General features: G+C 26.1%; 15 protein-coding genes and 1 pseudogene. All 16 read left to right on the top strand.

Annotated features, from left to right (window positions below; all coding sequences use genetic code 11):
- Nucleotides 1-51: 51 nt before the first annotated feature.
- Entirely contained in the window at nucleotides 52-522 is a 471-nt protein-coding gene (locus tag CRV01_RS03565) for a Spy/CpxP family protein refolding chaperone (RefSeq protein ID WP_129006875.1), read from the top strand.
- Entirely contained in the window at nucleotides 494-1,177 is a 684-nt protein-coding gene (locus CRV01_RS03570) for a response regulator transcription factor (protein ID WP_129006876.1), read from the top strand. Before CRV01_RS03565 ends, CRV01_RS03570 begins: the two co-directional genes overlap by 29 nt.
- A complete protein-coding gene (locus CRV01_RS03575; RefSeq protein ID WP_129006877.1) occupies nucleotides 1,170-2,408 on the top strand; it encodes an ArsS family sensor histidine kinase in 1,239 nt (412 codons plus the stop codon). Before CRV01_RS03570 ends, CRV01_RS03575 begins: the two co-directional genes overlap by 8 nt.
- A 17-nt stretch (nucleotides 2,409-2,425) precedes the next feature.
- Nucleotides 2,426-3,541, top strand: coding sequence for an aminoacetone oxidase family FAD-binding enzyme (locus tag CRV01_RS03580; protein WP_309109208.1), 1,116 nt, complete (start codon nucleotides 2,426-2,428; stop codon nucleotides 3,539-3,541).
- 602 nt (nucleotides 3,542-4,143) lie between these two features.
- Nucleotides 4,144-4,572: pseudogene (locus CRV01_RS13915) on the top strand (methyl-accepting chemotaxis protein); the annotation flags it as partial.
- Nucleotides 4,573-5,025 (top strand): CZB domain-containing protein, encoded by a 453-nt coding sequence (locus CRV01_RS13920; protein ID WP_375234257.1) that lies wholly within the window; start codon nucleotides 4,573-4,575, stop codon nucleotides 5,023-5,025. It begins immediately after the preceding pseudogene.
- A 12-nt stretch (nucleotides 5,026-5,037) separates the two neighbouring features.
- Nucleotides 5,038-5,415 carry a response regulator gene (locus CRV01_RS03590; RefSeq protein ID WP_129006880.1) on the top strand — a complete coding sequence of 126 codons (378 nt, stop codon included), beginning with the start codon at nucleotides 5,038-5,040 and terminating at the stop codon, nucleotides 5,413-5,415.
- Nucleotides 5,416-5,420: 5 nt separating this feature from the next.
- Nucleotides 5,421-7,559: a PAS domain S-box protein gene (locus tag CRV01_RS03595; RefSeq protein ID WP_129006881.1), complete on the top strand. Its 2,139-nt coding sequence runs from the start codon at nucleotides 5,421-5,423 to the stop codon at nucleotides 7,557-7,559.
- 4 nt (nucleotides 7,560-7,563) lie between these two features.
- Nucleotides 7,564-10,095, top strand: a complete 2,532-nt coding sequence (locus CRV01_RS03600; protein WP_129006882.1) for a PAS domain S-box protein — start codon at nucleotides 7,564-7,566, stop codon at nucleotides 10,093-10,095.
- Between the two features lie 38 nt (nucleotides 10,096-10,133).
- Entirely contained in the window at nucleotides 10,134-10,946 is an 813-nt protein-coding gene (locus CRV01_RS03605) for a TIGR00282 family metallophosphoesterase (protein ID WP_129006883.1), read from the top strand.
- Nucleotides 10,939-11,610, top strand: a complete 672-nt coding sequence (locus tag CRV01_RS03610; protein WP_258238304.1) for a 3-methyladenine DNA glycosylase — start codon at nucleotides 10,939-10,941, stop codon at nucleotides 11,608-11,610. The genes CRV01_RS03605 and CRV01_RS03610 overlap by 8 nt, the downstream gene beginning before the upstream one ends.
- Entirely contained in the window at nucleotides 11,607-12,398 is a 792-nt protein-coding gene (locus CRV01_RS03615; protein WP_129006884.1) for a hypothetical protein, read from the top strand. Before CRV01_RS03610 ends, CRV01_RS03615 begins: the two co-directional genes overlap by 4 nt.
- Before the next feature lie 11 nt (nucleotides 12,399-12,409).
- Nucleotides 12,410-12,658 (top strand): hypothetical protein, encoded by a 249-nt coding sequence (locus CRV01_RS03620; protein WP_129006885.1) that lies wholly within the window; start codon nucleotides 12,410-12,412, stop codon nucleotides 12,656-12,658.
- Between the two features lie 13 nt (nucleotides 12,659-12,671).
- A complete protein-coding gene (gene ubiE / locus CRV01_RS03625) occupies nucleotides 12,672-13,382 on the top strand; it encodes a bifunctional demethylmenaquinone methyltransferase/2-methoxy-6-polyprenyl-1,4-benzoquinol methylase UbiE (RefSeq protein ID WP_129006886.1) in 711 nt (236 codons plus the stop codon).
- A 21-nt stretch (nucleotides 13,383-13,403) separates the two neighbouring features.
- Nucleotides 13,404-14,591 (top strand): exodeoxyribonuclease VII large subunit, encoded by a 1,188-nt coding sequence (xseA, locus tag CRV01_RS03630; RefSeq protein WP_129006887.1) that lies wholly within the window; start codon nucleotides 13,404-13,406, stop codon nucleotides 14,589-14,591.
- A gap of 51 nt (nucleotides 14,592-14,642) precedes the next feature.
- A partial coding sequence (locus CRV01_RS03635) for a methyl-accepting chemotaxis protein (RefSeq protein WP_129006888.1) occupies nucleotides 14,643-16,600 on the top strand: 1,958 nt, incomplete at its 3' end.

The following is a 16,600-nucleotide window of genomic DNA, read 5'->3' on the forward strand; positions in this document are numbered from 1 at the left end:
AAAGTGGTTAAAAAGGCAATGTCATAATTTTATAAATAAAAAGGAGTTATTATGAAAAAAAGTCTACTTATATCAATGGCATTGGCTACAGTTTTAGCAACAGGAGTTTATGCAAAAGGCAATATGAATAGCAGTGGTTGTGATTATCAAAAATCACAAAAAATGATGAAGAAATCTCATCATAGAGGATTTATGTCTTTTGTTTATAACTTAGATTTAGATGATAAACAAAAACAGGAAATTCAAACTATTAGAAAACAGATGATGGAAAAAAGATTTTCTAAAAATGAGAGTGCATTTACATCAACAGATTTTGATAAAGAAAAATATATTCAGATAATGAAACAAAAAAGACAGAATATGATAGAATCAAAAGCTGAAATGATTGATAAGGTTTATAAGGTTTTAAATAAAGACCAAAAACAACAATTAAAACAGATGATGGATAAACGAAAAGAAAGATTCTCTTCTATGATGAAAAAAAGGATGAACTTTGATAAAAATTGCAATGGTAGAGGATGATTTAGAATTAGCTGATGTTCTAACTCAATATTTAAAGCAATATAACATTGAAGTTACAAACTACGAGGAGCCTTTTTTGGCTCTAAGTAGTTTAAAAATGCAAAAGTATGATTTACTAATTTTAGATTTAACCCTTCCAGGAATGGATGGACTAGATGTGTGCAAAGAAGTTGTAAAAAACTTTGATATTCCAATTATTATTTCAAGTGCAAGAAGTGATATTACAGATAAAGTTACAGCTTTGCAACTTGGAGCTGATGACTACCTTCCAAAGCCTTATGATCCAAGAGAATTAGAAGTTCGAATAAAAACTATCCTAAGAAGATTTAATCATAAAATAATAGAAGAAAAAAATGATATTAAAAGAGTTTTTGAGTTAAATTGTGATAAAAAAGAGATTACAAAAAATGGTAAGTTTGTTAAGCTAACAGCCGCTGAATATGAAGTTTTATCTCTTATGTTAAAAAGAGAAGGTTTTATAATAAGTAGAGAAGATATTTTTGATAACTCAAATCTACTTAATTCAGATTATGAAAATTCTGGCTCTTTAGCTGTTATAATAAATAGGATAAGACAAAAAATTGAAGATAATCCAAAAGAACCAAAATATCTTCACACAATAAGAGGAATGGGGTATAAATTTACAAATGAATAGACAATCTTTATTTTTTACAATTACTGTTACGTTTATTATTTCACTTGTTTTAGTTGTAGTTAGTTTTATAATTATAATGATAGGAAATCAAAAGAGGTTAGAGCATCATCTTTTTGAAAGGTATCAGCCTTTAACAAAAATGATTTATAAACAACATTATAAGTTTGGAAAATTAAATGAGGAGTTTAAAAAGAGTTTAGAACCTTTTAATTATGACTTGTTTTTAAAGAAAAACAGAATTGATTCTATAACTTATAATCCAAATACAAAAGTACTTGCTGAAAGAAGATTTAGAGGTATTATTATGAGAGTACTTCAATTAAAAGATAGACAATTTTTATATTTAAATAGAAAAGGAAAAACCTTTTTAGTAGAAGATAAAAATGAATTTACTCAAAATAGTTCTATTTATATAATTTCAGTATTTGCAATTATTTTAATTACTCTGATTCTTTCATTTTTAGTGACACTAAGAAAGTTAATGCCATTAAAAATACTAAAAGATAAAGTTGGCACTTTAGGTGATGAAAATTTTGATTTTGAGTGTTGCGATACTGATAAAAAAGATGAAGTTTCATTACTTGCTTTAGAGTTTAAAAGAAGTGCCAAAAAACTAAAAGAGTTAAAAGAAGCTAGAAATATATTTATTAGAAATATGATGCACGAACTAAAAACTCCTATTACAAAAGGGAAGTTTTTAGCAGAGATTGAAAGAAATAAAGAAAATGATGAAAAATTAAAAGAAGTATTTAATAGACTTGAGCTTTTAATTAATGAATTTGCTTCTATAGAAGAGTTAATATCTTCTAAAAATGTAGATAAAAAAATATATTTCTTAAATGATGTTTTAGATAATGCAAAAGATATTTTAATGTTAGAAGATAAAGATATTGAAGAAAAACACGATAACTTAAAGCTTGAAGTAAACTTTAAACTATTTTCAATCGCATTAAAAAATCTAATTGACAATGCAATAAAATACTCAAATGATAAAAAAGTATTAGTAAAAACTGAAGGTGAAAATATTATCTTTGAAAATGGTGGCAAGCCTTTAGAATTTGATTTAGAAAACTATTATGAACCTTTCTTTGCAAATGAAAAAAGTGCTAATAATTCATTTGGTTTAGGACTTTATATTGTTCACAATATTTTGAAAGCAAATAATTATAGTTTAGAGTATAAATATGAAGATGAGAAAAATATTTTTATTTGTAAAAAGGAAAAGAAATAGAATACGATATTGTAGTAATTGGAGCAGGTGCAAGTGGTTTGATGTTTGCATCACAAGTTAAAAATAAAAAGATTGCAATAATAGAATCAAACCCTAAAATTGGACAAAAAATAAAAATAAGTGGTGGAGCAAAGTGCAATATCACAAATGAAAATGTAAGTTTTAAAAACTATTTAGGAGATAAAGAGTTTGTAAAAAATAGTTTAGACTTTTTCTCAAATAAAGATTTATTAAACTTTTTAAATAAAAATGGTGTTTACCCTAAAGTAAATCCTAAAATAGTAAAAGGAACTTATTTTTGTAACTCTTCTTCTGATGTTATAGACATGTTTACAAAACTAACTTCTCATACAAAAAAGTTTTTAAATACAAAAGTTTTAGATGTAAGGTATGATAAAGAGTTTTTAATAAATACTTCTAAGGGGGTATTCAAAGCAAAAAATTTAGTAGTTGCTAGTGGAGGTTTATCTTATGCAAGTGTTGGAGCTTCTCCAATTGCTTATGACATAGCAAAAGAGTTTGGACATGAAATAATACCTACAAAACCAGCATTGGTTGGTTTTACAGTTCAAAAAGAGCAGTTTTGGTTTAAAAAACTTAGTGGTATTTCTTGTGAAGTAGATATAAAAGTAGATGAAAAAAAGTTTAATGGAAAACTTCTTTTTGCTCACAAAGGCTGTTCTGGACCTGCTGTGTTAAATGCTTCTTTATATTGGCAAAAAGGAAAGATAACTATTGATTTTATGCCTAAAAAGAAATTAGAACCTTTACTTAAAGGAAATAAAAATATCTCTACGGCTTTACCTTTACCAAAAAGATTTATGCAAGAATTTTTAGACTCAATTGAATTAGAAGATAAACCAGTTAGTAAACTCTCAAATGAAGAGAAAGATAAATTAAAAACCATAAAAAATTATGAATTTTCACCTGCTGGAACTTTTGGATATACAAAAGCAGAAGTTACAAGTGGTGGAATAGATACAGAGTTTATAGATAAAGATAGTTTTGAAAGTAAACATCAAAAAAATTTATATTTCTTAGGTGAATGTTTAGAGCCAACTGGAGAATTAGGTGGATACAATTTTCAACTATATTTTTCTCAAGCTTACCTTTGTGCAAGTAGTTTCAATTAAAAAGAAACAATTTCTTTGATTATAAAGTGACAATGAGATATAATCTTAACTTAATTTTAAAAAAATATTAAGGCATGAAAATGTTTTTTTCTAAATCAAAGAAAAACAATGAAGAAGTAGAAAACTTAAAAAATGAGCTTGCATTATTAAAAGAAGAGATATCTTTAAAAGATAAGAAAATTAATAATTTAGAGAATAGACTCCAATTAATCTCAAGTGATGAAGAAAAAGTTGAAAAACTAGAAAAAGAGAATGTGTTTTTTAAAAGACTTGCCCAAATCTCACAAGAAGAAGGCTTAGTTGCATTTAATACAAATGATGAAGTTTTATTTATAAACAAAAGAGCAAAATCTCATAAACTTGACACTCAAGCTTTATTAAAAGCAATCAAAAGTGGAAGTGACACTGTTGTTTTAAACGATTGTGAAGCTTCAATTTTATTAGAAAAATATGATGATAAGATAATTGCTTCATTAAAACAAACATCTATTCATGATAATAAAGAAGGTGGTTTATTACAAAGACATAATATAAATATGACCAATTCTTTAACTTCAACGCAAAATGCATATTTAGACCTGTTAGAGGAACTTCAAAGTATGATGAAAGAGTCTAAAGAAACAGCAGAAGGTTCAACAAAAGGTTTAAACCTAACAAATGATATTGTAAGTGATACTGAAAATTTACATAATGAAATAGAGATAGAACATGAAGTTGTAAACTCATTGGTTTCAAAAAGTAAAGATATTTCAAATGTTATTACAATAATTCAAGAAATTGCTTTTCAAACAAATATTTTATCATTAAATGCAGCAGTAGAAGCAGCAACAGCTGGGGAAGCAGGAAAAGGCTTTGCAGTTGTAGCACAAGAAGTGAGAAACTTAGCAAATAGATCTGCCCAAGCAGCTTCTAAAATCAAAGATGTAGTAGATTCTATTCAAGAAGAAACACACAAAATAAAAAATAGTTCTGATGTTGTTTCTAAAGTAGTTGGGGAAACTAAAAGTAGAATAGAGGTTTTAAGTGAGCTAATGAATGGCTTCCAAAGAAACTCAAGTAGGTCTGTTTATGAAGTAGAAAGTGTTTCTAATAAAATCTTTATTAACTTAGCAAAACTAGATCATGTAATTTATAAAAACAATTTATATCAATTAATTTTTGGTGCAGAACATAACTTTAAAGCAGTTGATCATCATAATTGTAGATTAGGTAAATGGTATGATTCAGGACTAGGAAAAGAAGAGTTTAGTTTTGTTCCTTCGTATAGACATCTAGAGCATTGCCATTCAATTGTACATAAAGAAGCAAATGAATTAGCAAAAGAGTGTTCAGGACATGAAATTTCTTGTTCTAAAGAATTAATTGAACAAAAAATTTCATTAGTTGAAGATGCTAGTGAAGATGTATTTATTTACTTAGATAGAATTTTAGAAGAGAAAAATACAGCTGTTATGAAAGAAGCAGCAAATAAACTATTTAATTAATAGGAAAATAAAATGGAAGAAAAAATTTATGATATTGCAGTAGTTGATGATGAAATAGAGATTTTACAAATAATTGAAAAATTTCTAAAAAGAAAAAATAAGTATAGAGTAACAACTTTTACAAACCCTAAAATTGCCCTTGACTCTTGTATTAAAACTAAGTATGATTTAATATTATTAGATATTATGATGCCAGAAATGGATGGTATAGAATTTTTAGAAAAAATCAAAAAAGAAATACCAAAACAAAAAGTTTGTATGATGACAGCATATTCAACTTTAGATAAAGTTTTAAAGTCCCATAAACAAGGTGCTGAGAACTATATAATGAAACCGTTTCCATCATTAGAAACATTAAATGAAAAAATAAATACACTTTTAAAGAATTAATTTAAATGAAGAGCAATAATTTATTACTTAGGTATAGTTTTCTTTTTATTTTATTAGCAGTGACAATAAATTTTGTACTTTTGTATAATAAAAATGAAGAAATAGAAGTTAAAAAAGAAGAAGTAAAATTAAAAAATAGTAAAGTTTTTTCTTTATATAAAAAAGAGACTTTAGAGATATCAGAACTTTTCTTTTTCAATTATGTTCAAAACAACAAAAAGCTATTAACACTTCTAAATAAAGAAGATAAAGAAGAAGTAGTTTTTAATAAAATAGAAAAGCTTTATAATGAAAAGTTGAGTTTTTTTAAAAAACATAATATAAAAGAGATAAATTTTTACACAACAAGTGGTACTCCTATTTATAAAAGTGCTTTTAGCAAATATGATGATAATATAAATAAAGAACACCAAAAACTTATTACTAACATAGCAAAAAAGTATAACCCTCAAATAGTTTTTTCAATAAATGATACAACTGCATCATTAAACTATTTAAAACCAATTTTTGATAAAAATCTAAAACCAATTGCAATTTTTGAAATAACAATGGATTTACCAAGATTATCTCACAATACTTTTATTGAAAAAGGTTTAAATATTGAGTTTGTAGTTGATTCTTCCATTTTAAAAGAAAATGTAAATTCTAAATATTTCAATAACTATCTACCTCATAATGTAAATCCAAACTATATGTATATAAGCTCTTTTTATAAAAATAGATTTTTAGTGAATAATCTTCCTCTAGAACTTTTAGATGAAATTAAAACTAAAATGAAAAATAAGCAAAATTTTGTGGTTGATTATATAGTAAAAGATAAATGTTTTATAACAAGTTTTTATACAATAAATGATTTTTCATATATGATGTTAACTGTTGAGTGTGAAGATTACCTTCAAATAATCAATAGATACAATAACTATATCTATGCTAGTGTTTTTATTAGTTTTATTGTAGTACTTTTACTATTTTTAATAAATTTATACTTTTATAAATATAAGATAAAAAAGTCTAAACTTAATAGTGTAAGTAAAAGTATTGATAAATATGTAATTGTCGCAGAAACAAATTTAAAAGGAAAAATAACATATGTTTCACAAGCTTTTTGTGATGTAAGTGGGTATAAAAAAGAAGAATTAATTGGTAAACCTATGAATGTGATTAGACATCCAGATATTTCAAATAGATTTTATGAAAATATGTGGCAAAAACTCTTATCTAATCAAATTTGGGAAGGCGAAATAAAAAATATTGATAAAAATGGAAACTCTTATTGGGTAAGGGGAAATATTTCACCTATTTTTGATATTAATAATAAAAAAGTAGGATATAGGTCTATTAGAATTAATGTAAGCGACGAAAAACAACTTTTAAAAGTTAATTCATTATTAAAAAGAGATTTATTTTTAAAGCTAAATGAGATAAAAACTAGAGATAAAATGAAAATAGACCAATCTAAAATAATCTTAATGGGACAAATTTTAGATGCCTTTTCAAATGAGTGGAAAAAACCAATTTCAAATCTATCTTCTAAAATACTTGCTTTTGAAAATAGTGTAAGTAAAAACTCATATGATAAAAAATATTTAACAAATTTATCAAAAGATTTAAGTGCTGAATTAAAGATTTTATCTATGCATTTAAATGAGTTTAAAACACTATTTTCTCATAATACAAGTGAAGATAAATATAATGTTTTTAATGCAATAAAAACAGCAATTGCTTCAGTACCTCAAAATGATATAAAAATAGAATTATCAGGAGATGAGAACTTAGAGACTTTTGGTGTCTCTTATGATTTAAGAAAAATTATTTTAGGAATTGTTTATAACTCCTTTGAAGAGTTTAAAAAGAAAAAGATAGATTCTGGGAAAATTGATATTACAGTAAATAAAACAAATGAAAATATTCTTATAAAATGTAAAGATAATGCAGGTGGAATACCTCAAGAGTTTATAAGTAAAATATTTGAAACAGGATTTAGTACAAAAGATAATTTATCTTCAATGGGATTACCTTTACATATTGCAAAACTTATTGTAAAAAAACTAAATGGTGATATTTGGGTTAAAAACGAAGAAAATGGTTGTTGTTTTTATATTAAACTTATAACAAGAGATAGAAGAGAAAATAGGAGAAAATAATAGTTTGAAAGTTCAATTTTCATTAAAGCTTTTTTTAGCATTTCTAGTCTTTTCATTAATATTTTTTGTATTAACTTCTTTTCTTACTTATAAAACTTTTGAAACAAAAGTTGAACATAAAAATATTGAAAATTTTTTAACAAAAGCAGAACTTTTTCAAGAGAGATTTGATGATATAATATCTAAAAACAGAACTTTAATTAAAACTGTTATTTTTGATAACTCTTTAGAACAAAATGATTTATCAACATTAGAATCAAAATTAAAAATACTATTAAAAAGTAATGAAGATATTAGTTCTTTAAAAGTGATTAAAAATAGTGGAGAAAATATAATTTCACTATATAAAAAAGAAGGAAATATAGAAAAAAAAGATTTAGAGCTAAGTTCTATAATTCATTATTATCTAAGTAGTGAAGAAATAGTAGAAAATAAACTTTTTATTACTGAACCATATCTTTTAGAAAAAAAAGGTGAAATTAGCATACCTTTAAAACCTTTAATTGAATTAGTATATAAAACAAATAATAGAACAGTTTTTATCTCTTATGATATAAGTAGATTAATAAAATCACTCAAAGTTAAAAGTATAAAATATTTAGTAGATAAAGATTTAAATATAATTTATGATAATACAGAATTAAACTCTTGGTCTAAGTATTATAATCCTTCCTTAGATATAAAAGATATTATAAAAGGATTTAGTAATAGAGTCTTTAATGAAAGCTTTATTGTTACAAATACAAACTATCTAAAGCAAATATTTTTTAATAATAAACACTACTTTACTTTAGTAGATAATAATAAGAAAATCACATATAATGAGTTCTTTAATAGATATGAAAGCTCTTTTTACAATATTGCTTTTTTAATGTTTGTAATCTCTTTTATAATCTCTATGATTTTTACTACTCCCTTGTCAAATATAAATAAAAGATTAGAGAGTGAGAAAAACGATTTAAGTGATTCTATTAAAAAAAATAGCTTGATATTAAATGATAGTTTAGAACTATTAGATAAACATGTAATGTATGTAAAACTTGATACAGAGTTTAAAATATTAGACACAAGTTCTTATTTGTCAAGACTAACTGGTTTTGAAAAAGAGGAGCTAATTGGGCAAAACTATACTTTTTTATTAAATAATAGTAGTTTAAAAAAGTTTGAAGAAAATATAGTAAATGTTTTAAAAGATGCAATCCCTTGGAATGGAGAACTTCAATGTATTAAAAAAATTAGTGGTGATTATTGGGTTAAATCTAATATCGAGCCAGATTATAATGATTATGGCAAGTTAATCGGATATACAGATATTAGAACTGATATTAGCGATAATAAAAGAATTGAAAAACTATACAATGAATTAAATTATCAAATAGAACAGTTAAATACAATCTTTCAAAATGCAAATAGTGGAATAGCCTTAGTTGATTTCGAAGGTCACTTTAGAAAGTTTAATGAAAAATTCTTTAATCTATTTAAATATACAGAAAATGAAATAATGGAGAAAGAATTATTTGATTTAGTAGATGAAGGAAGTGTTGATTTATTAAAAAAAGTTGTGGATGAAGTAAAAGAATATGGTTCTATTTTAAATATAGAGTTAGTTTTTATATCAAAAAACCAAGAAGAGATATATTTAGATGTATCTTTAAACCTTCTTCCTGATAGAAAAAATATGGTTATGGTTGCAAACTCTTTAGAGGATAAACGAAAACTTCAAGAATTAAACCATAATTTAGAGTCAAGAGTTGCACAAGAAGTTAAAAAAAATATTGAAAAAGACAAAATTCATCAAGAAGAACAAATAAAAAATGCTAAGCTTACTTCTATTGGTACACTAGCCGCGGGAATTACCCATGAAATAAATACTCCATTAACATATTTAAAAGGTAACTTTGAGATGTTAACTATGGATATTGAAGATTTAGAAGATGAAGATATTAAAAATAACATGTTATTCTCTTGTGAAAAGATGGAAGATGCAATAAATCGTATTGCAGTTATTGTTGAATCAATGAGAGAAATGTCTCAAACATCTATTGAGGCTAAAGAGAAAACAAATATTTATGCTACTTTATTTACTTCTTTAACTATGGCATATAATGTTTCTAAACAAATAAGTAAGATATATCTAAATAATAAAGAGTTTACTCCTACAAATATTGATAAAAATGATTTTGAAGCTTTTGCTAAGGTACAAAAACAAAGAATAGAACAAGTTTGGATTATAATCATTAATAATGCCTTAGATGCTTTAAAATCAATCAAAGATTATGAACAAAGAGAATTAAGAATTGATGTATTCGTTGAGTCTGATGAGGTCGTTATAAGATTTAGCGATAATGCAGGCGGAGTAGATGAAAAGATTATTGATAAAATCTTTGACCCATTCGTTAGTTCAAAAACTCATAGTGGTATGGGAGTTGGACTAAATATTGCTAAAAAAATTATAGATGATCATAAGGGTGAGATTCTAGTATATAATAATGACAAAGGTGCAGTATTTGATGTAAAGTTGAAATTACAAGAATAAGTAGCTACAATTTCAACTATTTAAATTAAAGGACTATTTTGAGAATAGCATTTATAGGCGATATTGTAGGACGACCTGGTCGAAAAATTATTAAACAACATTTACAAAATATAAGAGAAAAATATAAATTTGATTTTGTAATTGCAAATGCAGAAAATGCTAGTCATGGTTTTGGATTAACTGTAAAAAATTGTCAAGAACTTTTAAACTCTGGAATTAATGTTATAACAGGGGGCAATCACTCTTTTGATAAAAAAAGTGAGATGTTTACTCTTCTTGAAACAAAACCTGTTTTAAGACCCGATAATTATCCTAAAGGTGTACCTGGAACTGGTATAAAAATTTTTGATGTAGCTAATGAAAAATTAGCAGTAATTAATTTAATGGGACAATTTTCAATGCCAACGGTTGAAAATCCATTTAATTGGGCAGTTAAACTTGTTGAAGAATTACATGAAAAAAATGTAAGAAATATTTTTATTGATTTTCATGGGGAAGCTACAAGTGAAAAAAGAATTATTTTTATGATGTTAAAAGGTTTAATAAGTGGGGTTTGTGGAACTCATACTCATATAGGAACAGATGATTTACAAGTTATCAATGGAACAGCATATCTAACAGATATTGGACTTACAGGTTGCAGAGACAATGTTATTGGAATGGATAGCAAAATACCAATTGAAAAAGCTACTACAGGATTAGGTGGACATTTTACTATTCCTAATGCTTGTAAGTCTGTACTTCAAATGATGGTTATAGATATTGAAAATGGAAAAGCAGTTAATTGTTTTAAATTAAAAAAATATTGTGATAAACCAGAGATTATAAAAACTGAGGCTATCTTTGATTAAAGAAAAAATAGATATAAGTAATAGTTTTGATTTATTAAAATATCTAAAAGAACAAAATCTACTAGAATCTCACCCTGAGTTTTGGTGGCCAAATACAAACTCTTTTGAAATATTTTTAGGTGCAATTCTAACACAAAATACTAAATGGGAAAATGTAGAAAAATCTTTATCAAATTTAAGGGAAAAAAATCTTTTATCTTTAGAAGCTATAAATGAAGTAGACTTAGATAGTTTTATTTTAGCAATCACTCCAAGTGGTTTTAAAAATCAAAAATCAATAAGAATTAAAAAAATAGTTTTTAATATTCTAGAAGAGTTTGGCTCTTTTGAATCTTTTTGCAAAAATGTTAACAAACAGTGGCTTTTGGAACAAAAAGGTATAGGATTAGAAACTGCAGATGCAATACTTTGTTATGCTTGTAACCAAGAGTACATGGTAGTAGATAAATATACACAAAAATTAGTTGCTTCTTTTGGCTATGAGTTTGAAAGCTATGAGGATTTACAAGCTTGGTGTGAATATGGAATTAATGATAATTTAGATAAAATATTTCAACTTTACGGATATGAAATATCACTTAATAAATTGTACTGTCGATTTCACGGTAAGATTATTGAGTATATGAAAATAAGAAATAAACAGTCTAATAAGGGAAAAAAATGATAATAATTCCACAAACTAAAGGTGGTGTTGGTAAATCTACTGTTGCAATGCAAGTTATTGCTCCTTATTTATTTAAAAAGCATGGTAAAAAAATCACTTACATTGAAATAGATGATGAAAATAATGATAGTAAATCTTTTACTAGAACTGAAATTGTTGAAAAAAGAATGCTTGGAACAAATAAGCTAACTGAACTAGATGAACTTATTTTAATGGATGATAAACATGAAATTATTGTTGATGTTGGTGGAAATAAAACTTCTTCATTAGTTTTAGAAGAGATTAAAAAAGTAGGTTCTTTTGGAAATATCAAATGGATTATTCCTTTAGGTGATGGTGAACTTGATGGTAAAAATGCCATTGCTACTATGAAAAAAATCAAAAAAATTGAGAATAATCTTGAAGAAAATGTTTTATTTGCTTTAAATAGAGCAATTTCTATGGATCAAGAGTATATTGAAGAACAATTTATTAACTTCTTTGGCCACAAATATTTAGATAGTAATTCAGTACTTTGTGATTTTGTAAAAGACCCAAAATATTTTGCAGTTAAAAATGACAAAGTTATCACTATGAGTAGATATTTAGGAAGTACTGTTTGGGAAATGGCTTATAATAATACTGACTTTGCTAAAAAAGCTATGCAAGCTAAAGAGTTAGGTGATATAGAGAGTGCTAGAAAGTTTTTATTCTTTAGAAGAATTCAAACTGAAGCAAAAGATTATGTTTTAGGAACTTTAAATAAAATCTTTTTTGATTTAGATAAGTGGCTTGAGATAAAGAAATAAAGTGTTGAATTATGAGTGATATGACATTTAAACAAGCTAAAGAGATAGTTGAAAGACTTGAACTATCAGAACTAAGTCTTAGAAACTCATTTGATAGTATGGATCATGCTAGAAGATCACTAGATGATTCTGTAATGGAACAAAAAAAAGTTTTAAAACAGCTACCACAAAAAGATAAAAAAATATCAATTTTATATTTAATTATTATGCTTAATATTGGTTTTATTGGTGGCTTATTTGTTGGAAAATATTTATTATAATTTAGGATAGTTGATGGATAAACAAGAAAAAATTGTATCAATGTTTAATGATATTGCTGGAAGATATGATATAGCAAATAGAATTTTAAGTATGGGAATTGATAAGTCTTGGAGAAACAAAGCTTGTAATAAAGCTTTAAGTTTATATAACAAAGATAAAATAGAAAAAATTGTTGATGTTGCTTGCGGTACAGGTGATATGATTGATTTTTGGAAAACAATTGCAAATAAAAATGGTATTGAATTAAAAAATATTGTTGGTGTAGACCCAAGTGTTGGAATGATGGATGTTGCACGTCAAAAATTTCCAGAAGTTGAATTTATTGAAGCTGGTGCTGCTCAAATGCCATTAGATAGCAGTAGTGCTGATATTATCTCTATTTCTTATGGAATAAGAAATGTAGTTCAAAGACAAGAAGCCTTTGATGAGTTTGCAAGGGTACTTAAAAAAGATGGTTTAGTAGTTATTTCAGAGTTTACAAAACAAGAAAAAACTAATGTTTTAGACCATTTAACAGACTTTTATATGAATAAAGTTTTACCAACAATTGGTGGAATTATTTCAAAAAACAAAGAAGCATATAGATATTTACCTGACTCAATTGATGAGTTTTTAACAACTGATAATCTATGCAAAGAGTTAAGACAAGCTGGACTTGAACCAATTCATGTAAAATCTTTCTCTATGAAAATTTCAACTTTAATAATAGCTAGAAAACTGTAGTTTTCTAGTATTAAGGCAAATATGAATTCTGTTATTTCTGTATCTACTTTAAATACTCAAATAAAATCTTTACTTGAAACTACTTTTATAAATGTTAGTGTTGAAGGTGAAATTTCAAACCTAACGTACCATAACTCAGGACATATCTACTTTTCAATTAAAGATGAAAAATCAACTATTTCATGTGTGATGTTTAAAGGAAATGCAAAATATCTAAAGTTTAGACTTGAAGTAGGGCAAATGATAGTTATTTCTGGAACAATAACTGTATATACTCCAAGGGGAAGTTATCAACTTATGTGTTCTAAAATTGAACCTTCTGGACAAGGAGCATTAGCCCTTGCATATGAGCAGTTAAAAGCAAAACTTCAAGCAAAGGGATATTTTGATCAAGAAAGAAAAAAAAGACTTCCTCTTTTTCCAAAAAAAATTGCCCTTGTAACTTCTCCTACGGGAGCAGCTATTGAAGATATGAAAAAAGTAGCTACAAATAGATGGCCTTTAATTGAATTGGTGCTTGTTCCTACATTAGTTCAAGGTGAAAGTTCAAAGTTTGATATAGTTGATTCAATAAAATATGCACAAACTTTAGATGTAGATATTATTGTTGTAGGAAGAGGTGGAGGAAGTATTGAAGACCTTTGGGCTTTTAATGAGGAAATAGTTGCAGATGCAATTTTTTCTTGTTCTAAACCTATTATTTCAGCAGTTGGGCATGAAACTGACTTTTTAATTTCAGATTTTGTTGCAGATATAAGAGCTGCAACACCTTCAAATGCTATGGAAATTTCACTTCCAGATATAAATGAAAATAGAATTTATCTAGATAATATTACAATGGATTTTGATAATAGATTAAAAAATATAATTGCAAGAAAAGAAGTTGAATTAAAAAATATGTTTAGCCACTTTGAGCAGAACTCTTTAAATGCAAAATTTAACTTTATTAACGAGCAAATCAAGCTTCTAAAAGAGAGATTTACTACTTTATTAAAACAAAATATACAAAATAAACAAAGTAGAATTGATTTATTAAAAGAGCAGTTGTTTCTTAGTAACCCTGACAAAAAATATAAAACAGGATATGCTCAATTATCCATAAATAACAAAATAGTTAATCTTGAAGAACTTGACTTAAATGATAAAGTTACTCTACAAACACCGAAAACAATTGCTTTATGTACTATTGAAGATATAAAAAAACAATAATAAATTAAGTTTACAGTAGATAAAATATATCTACATTCTTAAGGAGTTTGCATGAAGGAAAGTTCCATTGCAAATAAAATCTTAACTAGGATTTTATTTGTTGCTGCAATTGTTATTGTTATTGCTGCTGGTGTTTCATATTATTTAGTAATGGGAATGAAAAAAGACATCGAGCTTCAAACACAAGAACACTTTCATATTCTAATACAAGAAAGAATCAAAGCTAAACTTGATATTGGTATTACAAATGCTGTTACAATTTCAAAAAATGCAGACGTTATCGAAGCTTTAGAAACTAATAATAGAGAACTAGCAATAACTGCTCTTTCTGGCATTTCTAAGGCAATGAAAAATGGAACATCATTTAAAAATGTAAAAATACATATTCATGATAAAAACGTAAACTCTTTTTTAAGAAACTGGAAACCAGAAAAATTTGGTGATAACTTAAGTTCTTTTAGAAAAACTATTTTAGAAGTTAAAAAAACACAAAAACCTCTTTCTGCAATTGAAGTTGGAAGAGCTGGATTAGTTTTAAGAGGTTTAGCTCCTATTTTTAATAGCAATAATGAGTATATAGGTTCTTTAGAGTTTATTCAAGGCTTTAATTCAGTTGCTAGGAATTTTAAAGCTGATGATGAATTTCTTTTAGTATTAATGGATGAAAAATTAAAAAGAGGAAATGCTTTAACATCTCAAGATAAAGTTGGAAACTACTTTATATCTCAAAAAGTTATTGATAAAGATTTCAAAAATAGTGTAAATACTTTAGATTTTTCAAGTTTAGTAAATAAGGGATACTTATCTGATAATTCTTATTTTTATACACAATTTCCTATAAAAGACTTTGAAGGAAACACAATAGGGTTATATCTACTAGGAGATCATATAAAGCATGTAGATACAAGCTTCCAAGAGTCTGCAAATTTAGTTTATTTTATGCTTATAATGATGGTTGTATTAACTTTAGTACTTGTCTTTGTAATTTATTTCTTATTTAAAAAGATAGTTACAGGTGGATTAAATAAATTTAAAAAATCATTTGCAGAGTTCTTAGATTTTATTTCCTTTAAAACAAATACTTTTGTAAAACCTGCTGTATATACTAATGATGAAGTTGGGCAAATGCTTGTAATGCTAAATGAAACAGCTGATATTTTTGATAAGAAATTAAAAGATGATATGAGAGTTATTGGTGAAATTGTTCTTACAACGGATAAAGTAGAGCAAGGGATATATAAATGTAGAATTCATGCAAGTTCTGATAATCCAATGATTGTTACTTTAAAAAATACAATTAATAAAATGCTTGATGAAAATGAAAGAAATATGAGTGAAATGGTAAGAACTGTATCTCATTTTGCAAATGACGATTATACAGATACTGTAACTATTAGTCCTAAATTAAAAGATAAAATGCTTGAAGTAATGCAAAGTATAAATAAGTTAGGAGAAGCCTTAGGAAGTAACGCAAAAGCGAACCTAAATAATGGACAAACATTGCAAAATAACTCAGCAACAATGACAGCATCAATGAATAACTTAGCAGCAAAAGCAAATGAACAAGCAGCAAGCTTAGAACAAACAGCAGCAGCATTAGAAGAGATTACTTCAATAACAAGAAATAATGCAGAAAATGCAACAAAAATGGCAGAATTAGGAAAAACAGTAAGAAGCTCAGTATCAACAGGTGAAGACCTTGCAAGTAAAACAGCAAGCTCAATGGATGAAATAAATGATAAAGTAAGCTCAATAAATGAAGCAATTACAGTAATAGACCAAATAGCCTTCCAAACAAATATATTATCTTTAAATGCAGCAGTAGAAGCAGCAACAGCAGGTGAAGCAGGAAAAGGATTTGCTGTAGTAGCAGGGGAAGTAAGAAACCTAGCAAATAGATCTGCCCAAGCAGCAAGAGAAATAAAAGATTTAGTAGAAGATGCAAACCTAAAAGCAAATGATGGTAAAAAGATATCAGATGAAATGATAAATGGATATAAAGAATTAAA

It is taken from the genome of Arcobacter sp. CECT 8983 (genome assembly GCF_004118855.1).
GTDB lineage: Bacteria > Campylobacterota > Campylobacteria > Campylobacterales > Arcobacteraceae > Halarcobacter.

What these genes read in the sequence shown, in the direction of transcription:
- CRV01_RS03565 (WP_129006875.1), top strand. Translation starts at nt 52, where the DNA reads ATGAAAAAAAGTCTACTTATATCAATGGCATTGGCTACAGTTTTAGCA.
- CRV01_RS03575 (WP_129006877.1), top strand. Translation starts at nt 1,170, where the DNA reads ATGAATAGACAATCTTTATTTTTTACAATTACTGTTACGTTTATTATT.
- CRV01_RS13920 (WP_375234257.1), top strand. Translation starts at nt 4,573, where the DNA reads ATGAATGGCTTCCAAAGAAACTCAAGTAGGTCTGTTTATGAAGTAGAA.
- CRV01_RS03590 (WP_129006880.1), top strand. Translation starts at nt 5,038, where the DNA reads ATGGAAGAAAAAATTTATGATATTGCAGTAGTTGATGATGAAATAGAG.
- CRV01_RS03595 (WP_129006881.1), top strand. Translation starts at nt 5,421, where the DNA reads ATGAAGAGCAATAATTTATTACTTAGGTATAGTTTTCTTTTTATTTTA.
- CRV01_RS03615 (WP_129006884.1), top strand. Translation starts at nt 11,607, where the DNA reads ATGATAATAATTCCACAAACTAAAGGTGGTGTTGGTAAATCTACTGTT.
- CRV01_RS03620 (WP_129006885.1), top strand. Translation starts at nt 12,410, where the DNA reads ATGAGTGATATGACATTTAAACAAGCTAAAGAGATAGTTGAAAGACTT.
- ubiE (WP_129006886.1), top strand. Translation starts at nt 12,672, where the DNA reads ATGGATAAACAAGAAAAAATTGTATCAATGTTTAATGATATTGCTGGA.
- xseA (WP_129006887.1), top strand. Translation starts at nt 13,404, where the DNA reads ATGAATTCTGTTATTTCTGTATCTACTTTAAATACTCAAATAAAATCT.